Raw genomic sequence first — 19664 nt, 5'->3', positions numbered from 1 at the left:
CCGCCGACGGCCGCCTGCCGCCGGGGCCGGGGCTCCGCCCGGGGATCAGGCCGGACCCGGCTCACCGGAGGCGTCGCCGTCCGCCGGGTGCGGGGCCGGGGGCCCGTCGGCCGGCGTCCGCGCGTGCCAGGGGTCGATCGGCAGGAAGTCGTACGCGTCGAGGTCCGCCTCGTCGGCGCCACCGGACGGCGGTACGGGAACGGCGGCGGGTGCCGGCGTCTCCTCGGGCCGCGGCACGGTCTCCCCGGCAGCGCGGGACCACCAGCGGCGGCGGGGGGCGGCCGGCGAACCGGGGCCCGCCGGCGCGTCGGGTCCGGGTGCGGGCGGGGGCGGAAGTACGGGCGCGGCGGCCTTCCGGCTGGTCCCCGCGGCCGGCGCGTCGTCCTCCTCCTTCGTGCGCCCGCGCAGCCGCCAGGCCCGCAGCAGCAGGGCCGCGGGGACGCCGATCAGCGCCGTCCACGTCAGCGCCGCCGCCCCGGTGAGCCACCACACCGGGCCGAAGTCCGCCAGGGCGTGCCTGCCCAGCGGTCCCCCGGCGGCCGCCGCCAGCACCGCCGCGCCGAGCCCGCAGCCCGCCGCCCCGAGCGTGGTGGTGAGCGCGGTCTCCCCCGGGCTCCACGCCTCCTCGCGTTCGCCCCGGGCGGGCACCGCCCTCCGTGCGGTGAACCAGGCGACCGTCAGGGCCGCCGCCACCGGAACCGCCCCGGCCGCCCAGTTCAGCGGTGCGCCCGGACCGTGGGCGGGCATCGCGGCCAGCAGCGGGAAGTCGGGGACGGCCGGGGACCCGGTGAAGGCCAGCGGGGTGACCGTCGACGCCGTGCCGAGGGCGAACCCGGGCCCCAGCCCGTACGCCGCACCCCACACCGCCGCGTTCGGCACGAGTCCCAGCGCCAGCAGGAGGACGGCGATGAGGCCGCCCCAGTCGGTGGAGAGCCGGAGGAACGATTCCTGGACCGGTGCGCCGTGCCACACCAGGGCCGACGCGACGACCAGCGCGCCGCCGCCCAGGAGCACCGCCGTCCCCGCCAGCGCCGACCGGCCCACCGCGTCGGCCCGCCGCAGGAACCGGGTGCGCGCCATCGCCTCGTGCAGCCGCACCGGCGCCCAGGAGGGCGGCGGCCCGAGCGGGCGCCCGCAGGCCGTCCACACCCCGGCCGCCGCCGCGCCCGCCACGACGAGGGCGCAGGGAAAGAACAGGGAGAGCGGGCGCGCGGACAGCGACGCGCCGCGCGCGTAGAGGGCGACCGCCCCGACGACCAGCAGGTATCCGCCCGTCACCAGGGCGAACGCGCCGCCGGGCGACGGGGCCCCGTGCCCCTCCTCGGGCTCCAGCACATCCCTGGCCGCCCGGTGCACCAGGCAGACCGGCAGCGCGGAGAGCAGCAGCGGGACGACGCCCATCGGTGCCGGGGCCCCGGTCAGCGTCTCGGTCCTGATCAGTTCGGCACCGTGCGCGAGGAGCCAGAGGGCGGCCGCCGCGTGGAACGCCTCGCCCGGACCGCTGTCCGGGGCCGGTGAGCTGATCCAGAGCGCGGCGACGAGGACGGCGACGGATCCCAGGCCGAGCCCGGCTGCGATCGCCCCGCGCAGCACCGCGGAGGCCAGTACGGCGGGCCGCCCCCGCTCGTCCTGCGACAACAAGGAGCTGCGTTCGGTCACTTGGGTCACGCGGTCATGCTGCCAACGACACGCGCTTATTTCGTGTAACGGGCGAACAGCCGGGGTGTCGATCAATATACGTTTATGTACTTTTTCACCCGGTGCAGGCCGTACGGGCGGCCCTCATGACGCAGAGCACGTCCGAGACGGCCGCCGCCCCTCCGCTGCCCTCGCCGAAGGAGCGGCGCAGGCTGCGGGAGGCCCTGGCGCTGACGGAGGAGCAGGTCGCGTCGGCCGTCGGCGTGACACGGGCGACGGTGCGGGCCTGGGAGACGGGCCGCAGCACCCCGCGCGGCCGCAAGCGGGAGACGTACGCCCGGCTGCTCGGGACGGGCACGGCGGGTGCGGCTGCCCCGCCCCCTCCACCGGTTCCCGCCGAAGCCCCCGGGAGCGTCGCCGTGGACGCCGGCGAACCGGACCAGGCTGCCGCCGAGGCGCCCGAGGCTGCCGCGCCCGAGGCGCCTGAGGCTGTCGTGTCCGAGGCGTCCGAAGCAGCGCCCCAGGTGCCTGAGGAGGTGCCCGAGGTGCCGCCCGGCGGGCCCGGGTCGCCGCCCGGCGGGCCGGACGGCGACCACGGGGAGGACGCGCCCGCCGCCGCGTTCGACGCGTTGTACCGGTACGCCGCCTCGGCCCTCTTCCAGCAGACGTATCTGCTGACCGGGCAGCGCGCCCTGTCCCGCGCGGCCGTGGCCAAGGCCTTCGAGCTGGCCTGGGAGCGGTGGCCGGAGGTCGCGGTGGACCGGGATCCGGTCGGCTGGGTGCGGGCCGCCGCGTACGAGTACGCGATGTCCCCCTGGCGCCGGCTGAACCGGGAGCACCGCCGCCCCGACCCGCCGCCCGAGGCGCCGGCCTCGTGGGCGCTGCTCGAAGCGCTGCTGTCCCTGCCCCCCTCGTACCGCCGCACGCTGGTGCTCCACGACGGGGTGGGGCTTGGGCTGCCGGAGACCGCGGCGGAGACCGAGGCGAGTACCCGGGCGGCGGCCGGGCGGCTGGTGACCGCGCGGGCGGCCGTCGCCGAGCGGCTGCCCGAGATCGCCGAGCCGGACACACCGGCCGAGCAGTCCGCGCTGATCCACGAGCACCTGGGCACGCTCGCGCGCAGCCGCTCCGCCTCCTCGCTGCCGGTGCCGGAGCTGATCCGTACCGGCAGCGAACGCAAGGCTCAGCTGTGGGCCCGGACGGCCATCGCGTTCACCGTGCTGATCGTCGGGCTCACGCTGATCACCCTGGCGACGGCTCCCCGGAAGTACGAGACGCCACCGGCGCCCGCCCAGAAGGTCGGCGGGGTGCCGCCGGTCGGGGGCCCGCAGAAGCTGACGCCGCAGGACGTCGAGCTGCGGAAGAAGCTCGGCGACGAGCTGTTCCACGGCCCGGCCCGGCTGGTGCCCGAGGCCGGCTGAACCGGTCCGGCGCACACGACGACGCGGGCCCGTCCCCCGGTGAGGGGGACGGGCCCGCGTCGTACGTACGGTGACACCCTGCCGCGCGAGCGCGGCGGCGGCGTCAGGCGCCGAGGATCTCGCGCGCCAGCTTGGCGGTCTCGGTCGGCGTCTTGCCGACCTTCACGCCGGCGGCCTCGAGGGCCTCCTTCTTGGCCTGCGCGGTGCCGGAGGAGCCGGAGACGATGGCGCCGGCGTGGCCCATGGTCTTGCCCTCGGGGGCGGTGAAGCCCGCGACGTAACCGACGACCGGCTTGGTCACGTTGGCCTTGATGAAGTCGGCCGCGCGCTCCTCGGCGTCGCCGCCGATCTCGCCGATCATGACGATCAGGTCGGTCTCGGGGTCCGCCTCGAACGCCGCGAGGGCGTCGATGTGCGTCGTACCGATGACCGGGTCGCCACCGATGCCGACGGCGGACGAGAAGCCGATGTCGCGGAGCTCGTACATCATCTGGTAGGTCAGCGTGCCGGACTTGGACACGAGACCGATGCGGCCGGGCTTGGTGATGTCGCCCGGGATGATGCCGGCGTTGGACTGGCCGGGGGTGATCAGGCCGGGGCAGTTCGGGCCGATGATCCGGGTCTTGTTGCCCTTCGAGCCGGCGTACGCCCAGAAGGCGGCCGAGTCGTGGACGGCGATGCCCTCGGTGATCACGACGGCGAGCGGGATCTCGGCGTCGATCGCCTCGATGACGGCGGCCTTCGCGAAGGCCGGCGGCACGAAGAGGACGGACACGTCGGCGCCGGTCTTCTCCATCGCCTCGGCGACGGAGCCGAACACGGGCACCTCGGTGCCGTCGAAGTCGACGGTCGTGCCGGCCTTGCGCGGGTTGACGCCGCCGACGATGTTGGTGCCGTCGCCCAGCATGAGCTTGGTGTGCTTCATGCCCGTGGCGCCGGTCATCCCCTGGACGATGACCTTGCTGTCCTTGGTGAGGAAGATAGCCATGGTGGTCTGAGTCCCTCTTCCTTACTTCGCAGCCGCGGCGAGCTCGGCGGCCTTGTCGGCCGCGCCGTCCATGGTGTCCACGCGCTGGACCAGCGGGTGGTTGGCGTCGGAGAGGATCTTGCGACCCAGCTCCGCGTTGTTGCCGTCGAGACGCACGACGAGGGGCTTGGTGACGTCCTCGCCCTTCGACTTGAGCAGCTCCAGGGCCTGGACGATGCCGTTGGCGACCTCGTCGCAGGCGGTGATGCCACCGAAGACGTTGACGAAGACGGACTTGACGTCCGAGTCGCCGAGGATGATCTCCAGGCCGTTCGCCATGACCTCGGCGGAGGCGCCGCCACCGATGTCGAGGAAGTTGGCGGGCTTCACGTTGCCGTGCTTCTCACCGGCGTACGCGACGACGTCCAGGGTCGACATGACCAGACCGGCACCGTTGCCGATGATGCCGACCTCGCCGTCGAGCTTGACGTAGTTGAGGTTCTTGGCCTTGGCGGCGGCCTCGAGCGGGTTGGCCGCGGCCTTGTCCTCGAGGGCCTCGTGCTCCGGCTGACGGAAGTCGGCGTTCTCGTCGAGCGAGACCTTGCCGTCCAGGGCCAGGATGCGGCCGTCCTTGGTCTTCACCAGCGGGTTGACCTCGACGAGGAGCGCGTCCTCGGCGACGAAGGTGTCCCACAGGGTGACCAGGGCCTCGGCGACGCCCTCGGCCACGTCGGCCGGGAACTTCGCCTGGGCCACGATCTCGCGGGCCTTGGCGATGTCGACGCCGTCGACGGCGTTGACCGGGACCTTCGCGAGGGCCTCGGGAGTCTTCTCCGCGACCTCCTCGATGTCCATGCCACCCTGCACCGAGGCCATGGCCAGGAAGGTGCGGTTGGTGCGGTCGAGCAGGTACGAGACGTAGTACTCCGCCTCGATCTCCGGCGACAGCTCGGCGATCATCACCTTGTGGACCGTGTGGCCCTTGATGTCCATGCCGAGGATGTCGGTCGCGCGGGCGACCGCCTCGTCGGCGTTCGCCGCCAGCTTGACGCCGCCGGCCTTGCCGCGGCCGCCGACCTTCACCTGCGCCTTGACGACCGACTTGCCGCCCAGCCGCTCGGTCGCCTCGCGGGCTGCCTCAGGCGTGTCGATGACTTCACCGGCCAGCACCGGTACACCGTGCTTGGCGAAGAGGTCCCTCGCCTGGTACTCGAACAGGTCCACGCGCGTCCGTCCCTTATCAATGGTCTCGCGGTTGGTTTTCTGCGTGGGCGTGCCGCGAGGGGCAACGTGACTGCGGTGTCACTAGGAAGGCGCACACGGTGACCGGATACGCGGCATGTCCATCTCGCAGGTTATCCCCGCGCCCCGCGTGACCCTAAATCGCAGATCGCGCCCGGGCGGTGATTACGGTCACAGAATCCCCCTGGTGGGGGCGGTCTCCGGATCCGGTACCGGCAGCGGGCGCTTCTCGATCGCGGCGGCCATGACGTCGGGAAAGAGGTCGGGAGTGCAGGCGAAGGCGGGGGCTCCCAGGGCGGACAGGGCCGCCGCGTGGTCGCGGTCGTAGGCCGGGGCGCCCTCGTCGGAGAGGGCGAGCAGAGTGACGAACTGCACCCCGGACGCCTTCATCGCGGCGACCCTCTTCAGCATCTCGTTCCGGATGCCGCCCTCGTACAGGTCGCTGATGAGCACGACGACGGTGTCGGCCGGCCGGGTGATCCGGGACTGGCAGTAGGCCAGGGCGCGGTTGATGTCGGTGCCGCCGCCGAGCTGGGTGCCGAACAGGACGTCGACGGGGTCGTCCAGCTGGTCGGTGAGGTCGACCACGGCCGTGTCGAAGACGACGAGCCGGGTGCGCAGGGCGCGCATCGAGGCGAGCACGGCGCCGAACACCGACGCGTAGACCACGGAGGCGGCCATCGAGCCCGACTGGTCGATGCAGAGGATGACGTCCTTCTTCACGGACTGCGCGGCCCGCCCGTACCCGATGAGCCGTTCGGGGACGACCGTGCCGGCCCCGTCCCGGCCGGGCAGCTCCAGGTAGTTCTTGAGGTTGGCCCGGATGGTGCGGTCCCAGTCGATGTCGTGGTGGCGGGGGCGGGTGATCTTCGCCGACCGGTCGAGCGCGCCGGTGAGCGTGGCCCGGGTGCGGGTCGTGAGCCGCTTCTCCAGCTGCTCGACCACCTTGCGGACCACGGCCCGGGCGGTCTCCTTCGTCGTCTCGGGCATGGCCTTGTTGAGCGAGAGCAGGGTGCCGACGAGGTGTACGTCGGCCTCGACGGCCTCCAGCATCTCCGGTTCGAGCAGGAGCGCGGAGAGGCCGAGGCGGTCGATCGCGTCGCGCTGCATGACCTGGACGACGGAGCTGGGGAAGTACGTCCGGATGTCACCGAGCCAGCGGGCCACGGAGGGCGCGGAGGCGCCGAGCCCGGCGGAGCGCCCGCCGCCGCTCCGGCCGCCGGGCCGTCCCCCGCTCCCGTAGAGCGCGGTGAGCGCCTGGTCCATCGCGGCGTCGCGCCCGGTGAGCCCGCGCCCGGTGCTCTCCTCGCTGTCGGCGCCCAGCACCAGGCGCCAGCGGCGCAGCCGCTCGTCGTGGGCGTTGTCGTCCGTGGTCATGCCGTCTCCCCCAGTGGTGTGTCGTCGTGGTGGGCGGGAGCCGTGGGCGCCGGGCCCTCGTCCAGGCCGAGGAGCAGGCGCAGGACCGGGACCACGGCGTCCGCGCGGGCCGCGTCAAGGACCGGGCCGAAGCCCGGAGCCGTGGCGCCCGCGCCCGCCGGGGACCCGGCCCCCGTCGCCCCGGCGGGGGCCGGGCCGCGCCGGACGAGGTCACCCAGGGTGCGCCGGACGCCCGGTTCGTACGCGGAGAACGTGCGCCGCAGCAGGGGCAGCACGTCGGTGAACGTGTCGGCGGGGACTGCGGTGAGCCAGGAGTCGACCAGGGCGAGCAGCCGTTCGTCGTGGACGAGGAGCATGCCGCCGCCCGCCGCCCCGCCGACGAAGCCCTCGATCCAGGCGGCGGCGTCGGCCGGCGGGGTGCCCGGCGAGAGGGCGAGGCCCATCAGCCGGGCGGCTGCGTCCTGGTCGAGGTGGCCGTCGTCCAGGAGCAGCCGGGCGGCCCGGCCCCGGATGACGCCCGCGACCGTGTCCCGGACGGTCAGCTTGTGCAGCACCGCGCGCCAGCGCGTCCGCAGCCCGTCCGCGCTCGAGGGCACGGCGCCGGCGAGGAGTCCGATCGCGGTGTGGACGCCGTCCACCTGGCGGCGCAGCGCTTCGGCGCCCTCGGCGTCGAGCCCGGTGCAGGCGGGGGGCAGGCCGACGCAGATCCGCTCCGCGAGGCCGGCCGCGACCTCGCCGAGTGCGGTGGTGTCCGTGGCGCGGACGTCCCCGTAGCGCAGGGTGCGGGCCAGGGCCGGGAGGGCGTCCGCGAGGTGGCCGACGTCGGCGTCGAGCGCGGCGCGGTCGGCGAGGGCCCGCATCACGACCGGCAGGGCGTCCGGCAGATCGGCGAGCAGGCAGCGCTCGGCCAGCCCGGTGACCTCGGCGAGCGCGGTCGCGGCCAGGGCGTCCGACTCGGCGCGGGCGGTGGCGGCGGAGAGCACGGTGGTGCCCCAGACGCCCGCCTCGGCGACGCGCACGTACAGCTCGGGCTCCCAGCGCAGCCGCCAGCTCTCCCGGAAGGTGCCGGTGCTCCCCCGCCCGGCGGCCGGTTCGCCCCAGCCGATGCCGAGGAGGCGGAGCCGGTGCAGCAGCCGGCTGCGGGAGGCGTCGGTGTCCTTGCGCAGGTCGAGCTCGATGTCCCGCTCGTCAGCCTCCGGCTTGAGCCGCAGGGTGCGCTGCCGCCGGGTCAGGTCGCGCTGGAGGGGGACGGCGGGGGCGGTGTCGGGGACCTCGCCGAGCGTGGTGCCGACGACGAGGCGGTCGTGGACGAGCGCGAGCGGGATGTCGGAGCCCTCGCACATGACGGCCCGGATCGCGTCGGTCGTCTCGCTCAGCCCGGCGAGCGGCCGGCCGCGCATCGCGGCGAGCGTCCCGGCGAGCCGGACGGCCTCGATGACGTGGGCGGACGAGACGAACCGGTCCTCGTCGCGCAGGAGTCCGGCGACCTTCGTCATCCAGCGCTCGATGGGGCGGTCCGGGGCGGCGAAGAGGTGCTCGTACCAGCCGGGCGACTCGATGCCCGCCCCGTATCCGCTGTGCCGGGCGAGTCTGCGGTGGGTCCAGGGCACCCAGGTCACTTCGGCCCTGGCCTTGGGCAGGCCCTTGAGGAGGGCCCGGTCGGCGGTGAGCGTCGTGCGCGTACGCAGGGCGGGGACGTGCCAGGCGCCGCAGACCACGGCGAACTCGTCGCCGAACTCCTTCGCTGCCGTACGCAGTTGGATGCGCATGTACGCCTCGCGCACCGCGTCCCGGGGATGCCCGCCGTCCCCGTACGCCTCGCGGAGCGCGGTCATCGCCTCGCCGAGCGCGGCGAACGCGGCGAGCGGGCCGGCCGCCTCGCCGCTGCCGGGCACGCGGTGCTCGACCACGTCCTCCCACCAGCGCTCGGGGTCGTCGTACCCGGCGGTCTCGGCGAGCACCCGGATGGGGTCGACGGGGACGGGCTGTTCCTCGGCGGTGTCGTCCCGGTCCGTCTCCGCGCCGGCCTCCATGGCCAGCGAGTGCGCGGCGGGCAGGTCGATGAAGCGGACCGGCACGTCCCGGGCCAGCGCCCAGCGGATGGCGACCCACTCGGGGGAGAACTCGGCGAACGGCCAGAACGCCGCCCGGCCGGGGTCGTCCACCGCGTGGGCGAGCAGGGCGACCGGGGGCCGCATCTCCTCGTCGGCCGCGAGCGGCAGCAGCGCGTCGCCCTCGGGCGGGCCCTCGATGAGGACGGCCCGGGGGTTCGCGGTGTCGAGGGCGGCTCGGACGGCGCGGGCCGAGCCGGGGCCGTGGTGCCGCACCCCCAGCAGCAGCGGCCCCGGTCCAGGGGTGCCGGTCATGCGGACGCCTCCCGGCAGGCGCGGTAGAAGTCCTTCCAGCCGTCCCGCTCGCGGACCACGGTCTCCAGGTACTCCTGCCAGATCACCCGGTCCGCCGCCGGGTCGCGGACGACCGCGCCGAGGATGCCGGCCGCGACGTCGCCCGGGCGCAGCACCCCGTCGCCGAAGTGGGCGGCGAGCGCGAGGCCGTTGGTGACGACGGAGATGGCCTCGGCCGTGGACAGCGTCCCCGAGGGGGACTTGAGCTTGGTGCGGCCGTCGGTGGTGACACCGTCGCGCAGTTCGCGGAAGACCGTGACGACGCGGCGGATCTCGGCGAGGCCGTCGGGGGCGGGCGGCAGGTCGAGCGAGCGGCCGACCTGGTCGACGCGGCGGGAGACGATGTCGACCTCCGCCTCCGGGGTCGCGGGCAGCGGCAGGACCACGGTGTTGAAACGGCGGCGCAGCGCGCTGGACAGCTCGTTGACGCCCCGGTCGCGGTCGTTGGCGGTCGCGATGACGTTGAACCCGCGCACCGCCTGGACCTCCTGGCCCAGCTCGGGCAGGGGCAGCGTCTTCTCGGAGAGGATCGTGATCAGCGAGTCCTGCACATCGGCGGGGATGCGGGTCAGTTCCTCGATGCGGGCGGTCATGCCCTGGGCCATGGCGCGCATCAGCGGGCTGGGCACGAGCGCGTCGCGGCTGGGACCGTGGGCGAGCAGCTGCGCGTAGTTCCACCCGTAGCGGACGGCTTCCTCCGGGGTGCCCGCCGTGCCCTGGACGAGCAGCGTCGAGTCACCGCTGACGGCGGCCGCCAGATGCTCGGAGACCCACGTCTTGGCGGTGCCGGGGACGCCGAGGAGCAGCAGGGCGCGGTCGGTGGCGAGCGTGGTGACGGCGACCTCGACCAGGCGGCGCGGTCCCACGTACTTGGGTGTGATGACGGTGCCGTCGGTCAGGGTGCCGCCCAGCAGGTACGTCGCGACGGCCCAGGGGGACAGGCGCCAGCGCTCGGGCCTGGGGCGGTCGTCGGCCGCCGCGAGCGCCTTCAGCTCGTCGGCGAAGGCGTCCTCGGCATGCGGGCGCAGTGCCTCGCCTGTGCTTGCCTGGGTGGTTTCGGACACGGTCATGGATCCCCCTCCGGATCGGTCGCCGAGTCGGTCGGCCGGATGTGGTTCCACCGTGCACCATGGCACTGACAATCGCCGTTTGCGCAGGTCAGGATCATTGTCAGTGGGGCCGCCTAACGTCGTTGGCATGCTGCTGACTGACGGGGGAGAACCCTTGGGCGCCGCTGCCTCGGCCGCGCGCCGGACGGTGGAGCAGGTACTGGCCCTGGCTCCTGACGACGCCTCACGCAAGGCGGGGAACAAGCTCGGTGCGGCCGGCTCCTGGTCGGACACCGGGTGGGATGTGACGGGTGGAGTGTGGGGGCTGTGCAAGGGCAGCGGGAGCAAGCCGTACCGGACGGTCGCCGACACCACCGGCCCCGCGTACAAGTGCAGTTGCCCCAGTCGCAAGTTCCCGTGCAAGCACGCGTTGGGGCTGCTGCTGCTCCACGCGTCCGACGACGCGGCGGTGCCCGCCGGGTCGCCGCCGGACTGGGCGCGGGAGTGGCTGGACGGCCGCCGTGCCCGTGCGGAGGCGAAGGCGCGGCCCGCCGGGGGTGAGGGTGCGGCGGGTCCCGCCGATCCGGAGGCCGCGCGCAAGCGGGCGGAGAAGCGCGCCGAGCGGATCGGCGGCGGTGCGCGGGAGTTGGAGCAGCGCCTCACCGACCTGCTGCGCGGGGGGCTCGCGGCGGCCGAGCAGGCGGGGTACGGGCTGTGGGAGGAGACCGCGGCCCGCATGGTCGACGCGCAGGCACCCGGTCTCGCGAGCCGGGTGCGGGAGCTGGGCGCCGTTCCGGCGTCCGGTCCGGGCTGGCCGGTGCGGCTCCTGGAGGAGTGCGCGCTGCTGCACCTGCTGGACTCGGCGTGGCTGGGCCGCGACCGGCTGCCGCCCGCGCTCGCGGCCACGGTCCGTACGCGGGTGGGGCTGCCGGCCTCCCCGGAGGGCCCGCCGGTCCGCGACCGCTGGCTGGTCCTCGCCCAGTACGACACCCCCGAGGGCAAGATCGTCACCCGCCGCATCTGGCTGTACGGCGAGGAGTCGGGGCGCACGGCGCTGCTGCTGTCCTTCGGGGCGGCCGGCCGCTCCCCCGCCCAGGCCCTGCCCGTGGGCGTCACGATCGACGCCGAGTTGACGCCCCATCCGGGCTCCGGGCAGCTCCGCGCCGAGCTGGGCGAGCGCTTCGGCATGCCCGGACCCGCCGTCACGCCCCCGCCGGGTGTCACGGTCACCGAGGCGATCGCCGCGTACGGGCGGGCCCTGGGCGACGACCCGTGGGCGGAGTCCCGGCCGGTGACCCTGCGCGACGTCATACCGGTGCCGTCCCCGGACGGCTGGCAACTGGTGGACGCGGAGGGCCGGGAGGCCCTGCCCGTGACACCTGCCGCGGTGAACCGCCCGTCGCTCTGGAAGCTCGTCGCGGTCTCGGGCGGGGTTCCGCTCACGGTCTTCGGCGAGTGCGGCCACCGGGGCTTCGACCCGCTGGCGGCATGGGCCGCGGGCCGGACGGGCGATCCCGTCGAGACCGTCACGCTCATCTGACTCCGTAGTCCGGCTCCTGAGGAGGGGCGATGTCCCGTACGACCGCACCAGCCGCCACCCCGACAGCGAGCGGGGCCCCCGCGCCCGGCGCGCTCGTCTCCGTGCCGTGGGAGGAGCTGGTCACCTCGGCCCTGCTCGGCACGGACCGCCGGCCCCCCGAGGGCGCCTCCGGCACCGGCCCGGACGGCGCGGCCGCCGCACTGCTGGACGCCGCCGCGCTGCACACCGTGCGGCGGCGGGCGGGGCTGCTGCCCGCCGCCGCGTCGCCGCGCCCCGCCGTGGCGCCCGACGACCCCCGGCCGCCGCTGCCGGAAGCGGCCCGTGGCCGGCTGGCCCAGCTCCTGGCGGACCGGGCGGCGGGCTCAGGCGGCAGGCGGGGCGCGGCCCCGGACCTGACGGAGCTGATCCCGCAATGGCTGGCCACCGCCAACCTGCACGGGTACCGGGCGCCGGACTCCGCCCTGCCCGCGCTGCTGGACGCGGCCAGGGCCCGCACCGATCTGCGCCCGCAGACCCTGGAGTTCGCCGGGCCGCGCGGCCTGTGGCTGGCCGGGCTGAATCCGGAGTGGAAGTTCGCGCTGCGCGGCGCGTCCGGCAGTGCGCTGCTGCCCCCGCCGGACGACGCGGAGGCGGTGCGGCGGCTGTGGGAGGAGGGCCTGTTCGCGGAGCGGGTCGCGTTGCTCGGGGCCGTACGGGCGCACGACGCGGAGGCGGCCCGCGCGCTGCTGGCCACCACGTGGAAGACCGAACGGGCCGAGGACCGGCTGATGTTCGTGGACTCGCTGCGTACCGGGCTGTCCGCCGCGGACGAGGAGTTCCTGGAACGGGCGCTCGCCGACCGCAGCCGCAACGTCCGGGCGACGGCGGCCGAGTTGCTGTCCGCACTGCCCGGTTCGGCGCTGTCCCGGCGGATGGCGGACCGGGCGCTGTCCTGCGTGAACCCGGGACTGACCGGCGACGAGCCGTTCGTCGCGGTGGAGGCGCCGCACGAGTGCGACGAGGCGATGCAGCGTGACGGGGTCGTGCCGCTCCCGCCGTCCGGCCGGGGCGAACGGTCGTGGTGGCTGGGCCAGTTGGTGGAGGCGACCCCGCTCTCCGTCTGGCCGGCGCGGTTCGGTGGGCGTGGCGCGGAGGAGATCGTGGACCTGCCCGTGGCGGACGGCTGGGGCGAGGAGCTGCACGCGGCCTGGTGCCGGGCCGCCGTGCGGCAGCGCGATGCCGCGTGGGCGCGGGCGTTGCTGGGTCCGCCGTCGACGCCCCCGTCCAACGGCCCCGGTACGGCGTCGCTCGCCGAGCGGTCCAAGCTCCTGGCGGTGCTGCCCCCGGGGGAACGGGCCGCCTGGGTGGCGGACTTCGTCGCCGCGCACGGTTTGTCGGAGGCGTTCCAGCTGCTGGGGGTCTGCCCGGTCCCGTGGGCGCCGCCGCTCGGCCGGGCCGTGGTCGACGCGCTCGACATCGCGAGGGACGCGGGCAGTTATCCGTGGAGCTTCAGCGGCGTCATGGGCCTGGCCGAGCGCTGCCTCGATCCTGCGGAGGCGGCCCGCCTGGAGGTCCTGACGACGACCCCCGCCGAACCGGCGGACGCCTCCCCCGGCGCGAACGGCTACTGGACGGAGGCGTTCCAGCGCCTGGTCTCCACGCTGCGCCTGCGCGCCACGATGGACAGCGAGCTGTCCGGGTCCCCGGTGCGGTGATCCCGCGGCCCCCCGGGCCCCGCCCCGCTCGCCACCGCCTCCCGGGCGGCCACTCCCGCACCGGCTCCGCCCGGGCGCGGAGCCGATGCGGACCGCCCGCGCGGCGCGGGGGGCGCGGAGCCGGCGCGGACGGCCCGCGCGGCGCGGGGGGGGCGCGGGGGGGCGCGGGGGTGCGGCCCGGGGCGCCCGGGGCGAGCCGACTGGGCCCAGCCGCACCGCCGTACGCCTGAGCCACGGCCCGGGGCGCCCGGGGCCGGCCCGACGTGCGCCACGGGCCCGGCGTCCCGACGTCTCACGTCGGCCCCGGGCCGGTCGGCACCGGGCGCCCTTCGCGCGGCGTCGCGACCCCGGCCATGATCCGCCGGGCAGGCCCTGGCCCGGCCTGTCCGCCCCGTCACGCGGCGCCGACGCCCCGGCCCGGCGACGCGGAGCCGACGCTCGGCGGGCCCGGACCGGCCCCCGCGGCGCGTCCGGCCACTCCGGACCGCAGCGCCCCCGTTGCCCGGCGCGTCCGGCGCCCTACGCCTCCGCCGGGTGGCGGACGTTCGCGTTGACCCAGTCGACGATCGCCGTCGTCGTCGCGCCCGGGGTGAAGATCTCCGCGACGCCCTGGTCCTTCAGGGGGGCGATGTCCGCCTCCGGGATGATGCCGCCGCCGAAGACCTTGATGTCCGCCGCGTCGCGGTCCTTCAGGAGTTCGATCACCTTGGCGAAGAGCGTGTTGTGCGCGCCGGAGAGGATCGAGAGGCCGATCGCGTCGGCGTCCTCCTGGATCGCCGTGTCCACGATCTGCTCGGGCGTCTGGTGCAGGCCCGTGTAGATGACCTCCATACCCGCGTCGCGCAGCGCCCGCGCGATCACCTTCGCCCCGCGGTCATGGCCGTCGAGGCCCGGCTTGGCCACCACCACACGGATCGGACCGGTCACACCCATCACTGCCTCCACATGCGTCTCCCGTGCCTGAAGGGCCGGGGATGTGAACGAACGTTATCCACAGCATCCCGCAAGCCGCCGTTTCACGGTGGGCCGGGAGGGGGAAATCACACATGGGACATTGTTCACGGGCACCGGTTCCAGGGCCCGCGGCGGTTTCGCCGTGGGGAACCGAAAGCCCGGCGAGCCGCATCGGGTCGCCGTATCACCGCGCCGTCAGCCGCACGGCACGGTGGTACGGGTCTCCGTCCGCACGGGCCGCCTCCGACAGGGCGTCCCGTCCGGGCTCCGCCGGCGCGGCGCCCGTCCGGAGCAGGAGGCCGACCATGAAGCCCCCCAGCCTGCCGTTCCCCGCCCCGCCGACCGCACTGCTGAGAGCGACGGCCCTGGAGTTCGTCGTGCTCGCCGGGCACGCCCTGCTGTATCCCACCGGGATCGCCGGTGAACGCCGCCCGGGCCGGAATCCGGCTGATGACGGCGCCGACCCCGCCCACGCGGACATCGCACCCACCGACCGGCCACCCGTCGTCCTTCTTCACGGTTTCATCGACAACCGCTCCGTCTTCGTCCTGCTGCGCCGCTCCCTGGCCCGGCACGGCTGGACCCGTCTGGAGTCGCTCAACTACTCCCCGCTGACCAGCGACATCCGCACGGCCGCCGAGCTGCTGGGCCGGCACATCGAGGAGATCTGCGCCCGCACCGGCCACCACCGGGTGGACATCGTGGGCCACAGCCTCGGCGGCCTCATCGCGCGCTACTACGTACAGCGGCTGGCCGGTGACCGCCGGGTGCGCACCCTCGTCACGCTGGGCACGCCGCACGCCGGGACCGCCGTCGCCCCGCTGGCCGGGGCGCTGCCCATCGTGCGGCAGATGCGCCAGGGCTCGGCCCCCGTAGAGGAGCTGCGGCTGCCCGCACCCGGCTGCCGCACCCGGTTCGTCAGTTTCTGGAGTGAACTGGACCGGGTGATCGTCCCCGCCGAAGCGGCCTGCGTCGACCACCCGGACCTGGCCGCGGTCAACATACGCGTCACCGGCATCGGCCACCTCGCGCTGCCGGTGCACCCGGCCGTGGCGGCTGCCGTGCGTGAGGCGCTGGACGAAGCGGAGTCCACCCGGCAGACCCCCGGGACCGCCCCGGGGACCACCTCGTCCACCCCCGCCGCTTAAATCGAACAAACTTCGAACCTAGAGCCAAGGCTCTGTGCTCTCGCCGCCGAATGACGGCCGATTGCCCGTTTTCCCGTGCGCCTCCGAGCCGTCGAAGATTGTCGGCGGCGGATACCGCCGGGTACAGTCGCCGCCAGTTCTCCCGGGGTACCCCACGGCCCCGGAACCTGGTCCTGCTGCCGAGGCGAGAGAGAAGTTGGTGAACGACCAGCACCCCCACGCCGGGTATGCCGGATACGACGACTGCTCCACGGGCAGCTTCGAGACGGACCCGCTCTTCGGCTCCCTCCCCGGCACCGGCGTCGCCTACGACGGCGCCTATGACGCCTCGTACGACACCTCGCAGGGCTACGGCATCCCGTACACCGATGGCGGGACCGGATACGGCGGCGCGTACGGCACCACCCCCTGGGACACGGGCGCGCACCACGCCTACCAGGCCCCGCAGCACCCGCGGTACGACACCACCCCGTACGACGGAACGCCGCAGTACGACACCGCCACCAGCTGGCTGCCGACGGAGGGCTACGCCCCCGGCATCCCGTCCCAGGGCGGCGCCCCGGACTCCTCCGGCCCGTGGGACACCAGCACCTGGACCGCCGCCGCGACCGCGTGGCCCTCCGACGACACGGGGACGTACGACACCGGCGTGTACGACGCCACCGCCTGGAACACCGGCGCCACGCCCGGGCACGAAGAGCAAAATGGGCAAAGCCCGGCCGCCTCGAACGAAGCCGAACAGGCCGGCCCCCCGGAGCCGTACGAGACCTACGCGTCGTACGAGGAGCCCGGCTCTCACGACGCGGACCCGTACGAGCCCCACCACCGCGCCGACGACGCGCCGGACGTCGCCGCCGAGCCGCACCCCGATCTCGCCCCCGCCGAGCCCCGCCGCGGCAGTAACCGCAGCCGCAGGCGTTCCCCCGCGAAGCGTTCCGCGCTCCTCACCGTCGCCGTTCCCTCCGCCTGCGTGATGAGCGTGGCCGGGATCGCCGCCGCCTCGGTGAGCGGGATGGGCGGGGACGACACGAAGAAGGACGCGCCCACCACCATGGCCGCCGCCGACCCGGGCACGGTCAAGCCGGTCGCGGCCAACAACAAGCTGGACACCCAGCTCGCCAACCTCAGCGCCGACGCCGAGAACTTCGCGGACCGCGCCAGCCGGACCCAGGAACGCATCGACCTGAAGCAGCGGCAGGCCGCCGAGAGGAAGAGGCGCGAGGCGGAGGCCGCCCGCAAGGAGGCCCTGCGCCCCAAATTCGTGCTGCCGGTCAAGCAGCACGGTCTGAGCGCCTACTTCGGGCAGGCGGGAGTCAACTGGATGTCCGTGCACACGGGCATCGACTTCCCCGTCCAGTACGGCACCCCGGTGATGGCGGCGACCGACGGCACGGTCCGTACGCAGTACAACAGCGCCTACGGGAACATGGCCATCGTGACCATGGCCGACGGCACGGAGACCTGGTACTGCCACCTCAGCAGCACCCGTATCCGCTCGGGCCCCGTCAAGGCCGGCGACGTCATCGCGTACTCCGGGAACTCCGGGAACTCGACCGGCCCGCACATGCACTTCGAGGTACGGCCGGGCGGCGGTGCGGCGATCGACCCGCTGCCGTGGCTGCGCGGCCACGGGATCAACCCGAACTGAGCGGGACGGACGACTGCGGCGGCCGGGGCCTCGGAGGCTCCGGCCGCCGCTGGTTTCTCAGAGCTTCTGCACCGGCGCGTACCGCAGGAGCAGCTTCTTGGGGCGGTCGTCGCCGAAGTCGACCGTGGCCTTCGCCTGGTCGCCGACTCCCTCGACCGCCGTCACCGTGCCCAGGCCGAACTGGTCGTGCGTGACGCGGTCGCCCGCGACCAGCGTGATCGTCGGCTTGTCCGAGGTCCGCCGGGTCGCGAAGCCGGAGGGGCCGGAGCGGGCGCGGGAGGCGGAGAGCGACGAGGTGATCCCCGAGGTGGGGCCCGCCGGGGCGGCCATCGGGCCCTTCCGCTTCCAGTCCAGGTGCTGGTCCGGGATCTCCTCCAGGAACCGCGACGGAGGGTTGTACGAGGGCTGGCCCCAGGCGCTGCGCATGGCGGCCCGGGTCAGATACAGCCGCTCGCGGGCGCGGGTGATGCCGACGTACGCGAGGCGGCGCTCCTCCTCCAGCTCCTTGACCTGGCCGAGCGCCCGCATGTGCGGGAAGACGCCGTCCTCCATGCCGGTCAGGAAGACGACCGGGAATTCGAGGCCCTTCGCGGTGTGCAGGGTCATCAGCGTGATGACGCCGGAACCGTCGGTGTCCTCGTCGGGGATCTGGTCGGAGTCGGCGACGAGCGCCACCTTCTCCAGGAACTCCGCGAGCGTGCCCGCGCCCTCCTCCTCGCCCCGGTCCTGCTCGAATTCGAGGGCGACGGCGGCGAGCTCCTGGAGGTTCTCGATGCGGGTCTCGTCCTGCGGATCGGTGGACGCCTGGAGCTCGGCGAGATAACCCGTACGCTCCAGGACCGCTTCCAGCACCACGGCGGGTCCGGCGCCGGACTCCACGACCGTGCGCAGCTCCTCCATCAGCGTGTTGAACCGCTTCACGGCGTTGGCCGAGCGGGCGGCCATGCCGTACGCCTCGTCCACGCGGCGCAGCGCCTGCGGGAAGGTGATCTTCTCGCGCAGCGAGAGCGCGTCGATCATGGCCTCGGCGCGCTCGCCGATGCCGCGCTTGGGGACGTTGAGGATGCGGCGGAGCGGGACGGTGTCCTCGGGGTTGGCGAGGACCCGCAGGTAGGCCAGGACGTCCCGGACCTCCTTGCGCTCGTAGAAGCGGACGCCGCCGACGACCTTGTAGGGCAGGCCGACGCGGATGAAGATCTCCTCGAAGACACGGGACTGCGCGTTCGTCCGGTAGAAGACGGCGACGTCGCCGGCCTTCGCGTCGCCCGCGTCGGTGAGGCGGTCGATCTCCTCGGCGACGAACTGCGCCTCGTCGTGCTCGGTGTCCGCGACGTAGCCCGTGATGCGGGCGCCGGTGCCGGCCTTGGTCCAGAGGTTCTTGGGGCGGCGGCTCTCGTTGCGCTCGATGACGGCATTGGCGGCGGACAGGATCGTCTGGGTGGAGCGGTAGTTCTGCTCCAGCAGGATCGTCGTCGCGTCCGGGTAGTCCTCCTCGAACTGGAGGATGTTGCGGATGGTCGCGCCCCGGAAGGCGTAGATCGACTGGTCCGCGTCACCCACGACGCACAGCTCGGCGGGGGCGCTCTCCGGACCGGCCGGGCCGACCAGCTCGCGTACCAGCGTGTACTGGGCGTGGTTGGTGTCCTGGTACTCGTCCACGAGGACGTGCCGGAAGCGGCGGCGGTAGTGCTCGGCGACATCGGGGAACGCCTGGAGCAGGTGGACCGTCGTCATGATGATGTCGTCGAAGTCCAGCGCGTTGGCCTCGCGCAGCCGGGCCTGGTACATCGCGTACGCCTGGGCCAGGGTCTTCTCGAAGCCGTCGGCTGCCTGCCCTGCGAAGGTCTCCTCGTCGATGAGCTCGTTCTTGAGGTTGGAGACCTTGGCGGTGAAGGACTTCGGCGGGTAGCGCTTCGGGTCCAGCTCCAGGTCGCGGCAGACCAGGGCCATGAGCCGCTTGGAGTCGGCCGCGTCGTAGATCGAGAACGAGGACGTGAAGCCGAGCTTCTTGGACTCGCGGCGCAGGATGCGGACGCACGCACTGTGGAAGGTCATGACCCACATGGCGTTGGCCCGGGGACCGACCAGCTGCTCGACGCGCTCCTTCATCTCGCCGGCGGCCTTGTTGGTGAAGGTGATCGCCAGGATCTGGCCGGGATGGACGCCCCGCTCGGCCAGCAGGTGAGCGATGCGGTGGGTGAGCACCCTGGTCTTGCCGGAGCCGGCGCCGGCCACGATGAGCAGAGGCGATCCGGCGTGCACGACGGCGGCGCGCTGCTCGGTGTTCAGTCCGTCGAGCAGCGCCTCGGGATCGATGACCGGGCGGTGCGCGCCGTCGCGGTAGTACGCGTCACGGGCCGGCGGGGGCCCGTCGAACACGCCCGCGAACAGGTCCTCCGGCACCGCTTCGGGTGCGGGGTCCTCGGGGGGCGGCGGGGGCGCGTCCTCCTCCTGCTGGAGGCCGGCCAGGAAACTGTCGTCAAAGAGGCTGCTCATCGCTGTCCGAGTCTAAAGCTCCCCACCGACACTCGACCCCGCTCCGAAAAGGTCACGGAAATGTATCGGGCATATCGAACACCAA

Annotated in this window: 13 protein-coding genes; 5 read left to right on the top strand and 8 right to left on the bottom strand. The window is 74.1% G+C overall.

The window, feature by feature from the left end; genetic code table 11:
* Positions 1–45 precede the first annotated feature (45 nt).
* Entirely contained in the window at positions 46–1659 is a 1614-nt protein-coding gene (locus ACLQ2N_RS26805; protein WP_425817105.1) for a DUF6350 family protein, read from the bottom strand.
* A 125-nt stretch (positions 1660–1784) separates the two neighbouring features.
* On the opposite strand from ACLQ2N_RS26805, the gene ACLQ2N_RS26800 reads away from it, so the two are divergent.
* On the top strand, positions 1785–3059 hold the full coding sequence (locus ACLQ2N_RS26800) for a helix-turn-helix domain-containing protein (RefSeq protein ID WP_425816701.1): 1275 nt from the start codon (positions 1785–1787) through the stop codon (positions 3057–3059).
* Between the two features lie 103 nt (positions 3060–3162).
* Here ACLQ2N_RS26800 and sucD read toward each other — a convergent pair whose 3' ends face one another.
* The 5 genes from sucD to ACLQ2N_RS26775 form a co-directional block, all read right to left on the bottom strand.
* A complete protein-coding gene (sucD, locus tag ACLQ2N_RS26795; protein WP_164404328.1) occupies positions 3163–4047 on the bottom strand; it encodes a succinate--CoA ligase subunit alpha in 885 nt (294 codons plus the stop codon).
* Between the two features lie 21 nt (positions 4048–4068).
* The gene (gene sucC, locus ACLQ2N_RS26790) at positions 4069–5250 is read right to left on the bottom strand and encodes an ADP-forming succinate--CoA ligase subunit beta (protein WP_425816699.1); all 1182 of its coding nucleotides are present in this window, start codon (positions 5248–5250) and stop codon (positions 4069–4071) included.
* Positions 5251–5439: 189 nt separating this feature from the next.
* Positions 5440–6645, bottom strand: coding sequence for a VWA domain-containing protein (locus ACLQ2N_RS26785; protein WP_425816697.1), 1206 nt, complete (start codon positions 6643–6645; stop codon positions 5440–5442).
* Positions 6642–9011, bottom strand: a complete 2370-nt coding sequence (locus ACLQ2N_RS26780; protein WP_425816695.1) for a DUF5682 family protein — start codon at positions 9009–9011, stop codon at positions 6642–6644. The genes ACLQ2N_RS26785 and ACLQ2N_RS26780 overlap by 4 nt, the downstream gene beginning before the upstream one ends.
* Entirely contained in the window at positions 9008–10120 is a 1113-nt protein-coding gene (locus ACLQ2N_RS26775) for an ATP-binding protein (RefSeq protein WP_425816693.1), read from the bottom strand. Before ACLQ2N_RS26775 ends, ACLQ2N_RS26780 begins: the two co-directional genes overlap by 4 nt.
* Positions 10121–10247: 127 nt before the next feature.
* Here ACLQ2N_RS26775 and ACLQ2N_RS26770 point away from each other — a divergent pair, with 127 nt between their 5' ends.
* Both ACLQ2N_RS26770 and ACLQ2N_RS26765 read left to right on the top strand, forming a co-directional pair.
* Complete coding sequence (locus ACLQ2N_RS26770) at positions 10248–11639, top strand: SWIM zinc finger family protein (protein WP_425816691.1); 1392 nt, start codon at positions 10248–10250, stop codon at positions 11637–11639.
* A gap of 29 nt (positions 11640–11668) precedes the next feature.
* On the top strand, positions 11669–13333 hold the full coding sequence (locus tag ACLQ2N_RS26765) for a DUF5691 domain-containing protein (RefSeq protein ID WP_425816689.1): 1665 nt from the start codon (positions 11669–11671) through the stop codon (positions 13331–13333).
* 519 nt (positions 13334–13852) lie between these two features.
* Here the strand turns inward: ACLQ2N_RS26765 and ACLQ2N_RS26760 are convergent.
* Entirely contained in the window at positions 13853–14266 is a 414-nt protein-coding gene (locus ACLQ2N_RS26760) for a cobalamin B12-binding domain-containing protein (protein WP_361023831.1), read from the bottom strand.
* A 326-nt stretch (positions 14267–14592) separates the two neighbouring features.
* Here ACLQ2N_RS26760 and ACLQ2N_RS26755 point away from each other — a divergent pair, with 326 nt between their 5' ends.
* Positions 14593–15435, top strand: a complete 843-nt coding sequence (locus ACLQ2N_RS26755; protein ID WP_425816686.1) for an esterase/lipase family protein — start codon at positions 14593–14595, stop codon at positions 15433–15435.
* A 199-nt stretch (positions 15436–15634) separates the two neighbouring features.
* Positions 15635–17083 carry a peptidoglycan DD-metalloendopeptidase family protein gene (locus ACLQ2N_RS26750; RefSeq protein WP_425816684.1) on the top strand — a complete coding sequence of 483 codons (1449 nt, stop codon included), beginning with the start codon at positions 15635–15637 and terminating at the stop codon, positions 17081–17083.
* 57 nt (positions 17084–17140) lie between these two features.
* Here the strand turns inward: ACLQ2N_RS26750 and pcrA are convergent, their stop codons facing one another.
* Positions 17141–19579, bottom strand: a complete 2439-nt coding sequence (gene pcrA / locus ACLQ2N_RS26745) for a DNA helicase PcrA (RefSeq protein ID WP_425816682.1) — start codon at positions 19577–19579, stop codon at positions 17141–17143.
* Between the last annotated feature and the right edge of the window lie 85 nt (positions 19580–19664).

The organism is Streptomyces sp. DT224, assembly GCF_049844595.1.
GTDB lineage: Bacteria > Actinomycetota > Actinomycetes > Streptomycetales > Streptomycetaceae > Streptomyces.
This window is presented reverse-complemented; position numbering and strand designations above follow the sequence as displayed.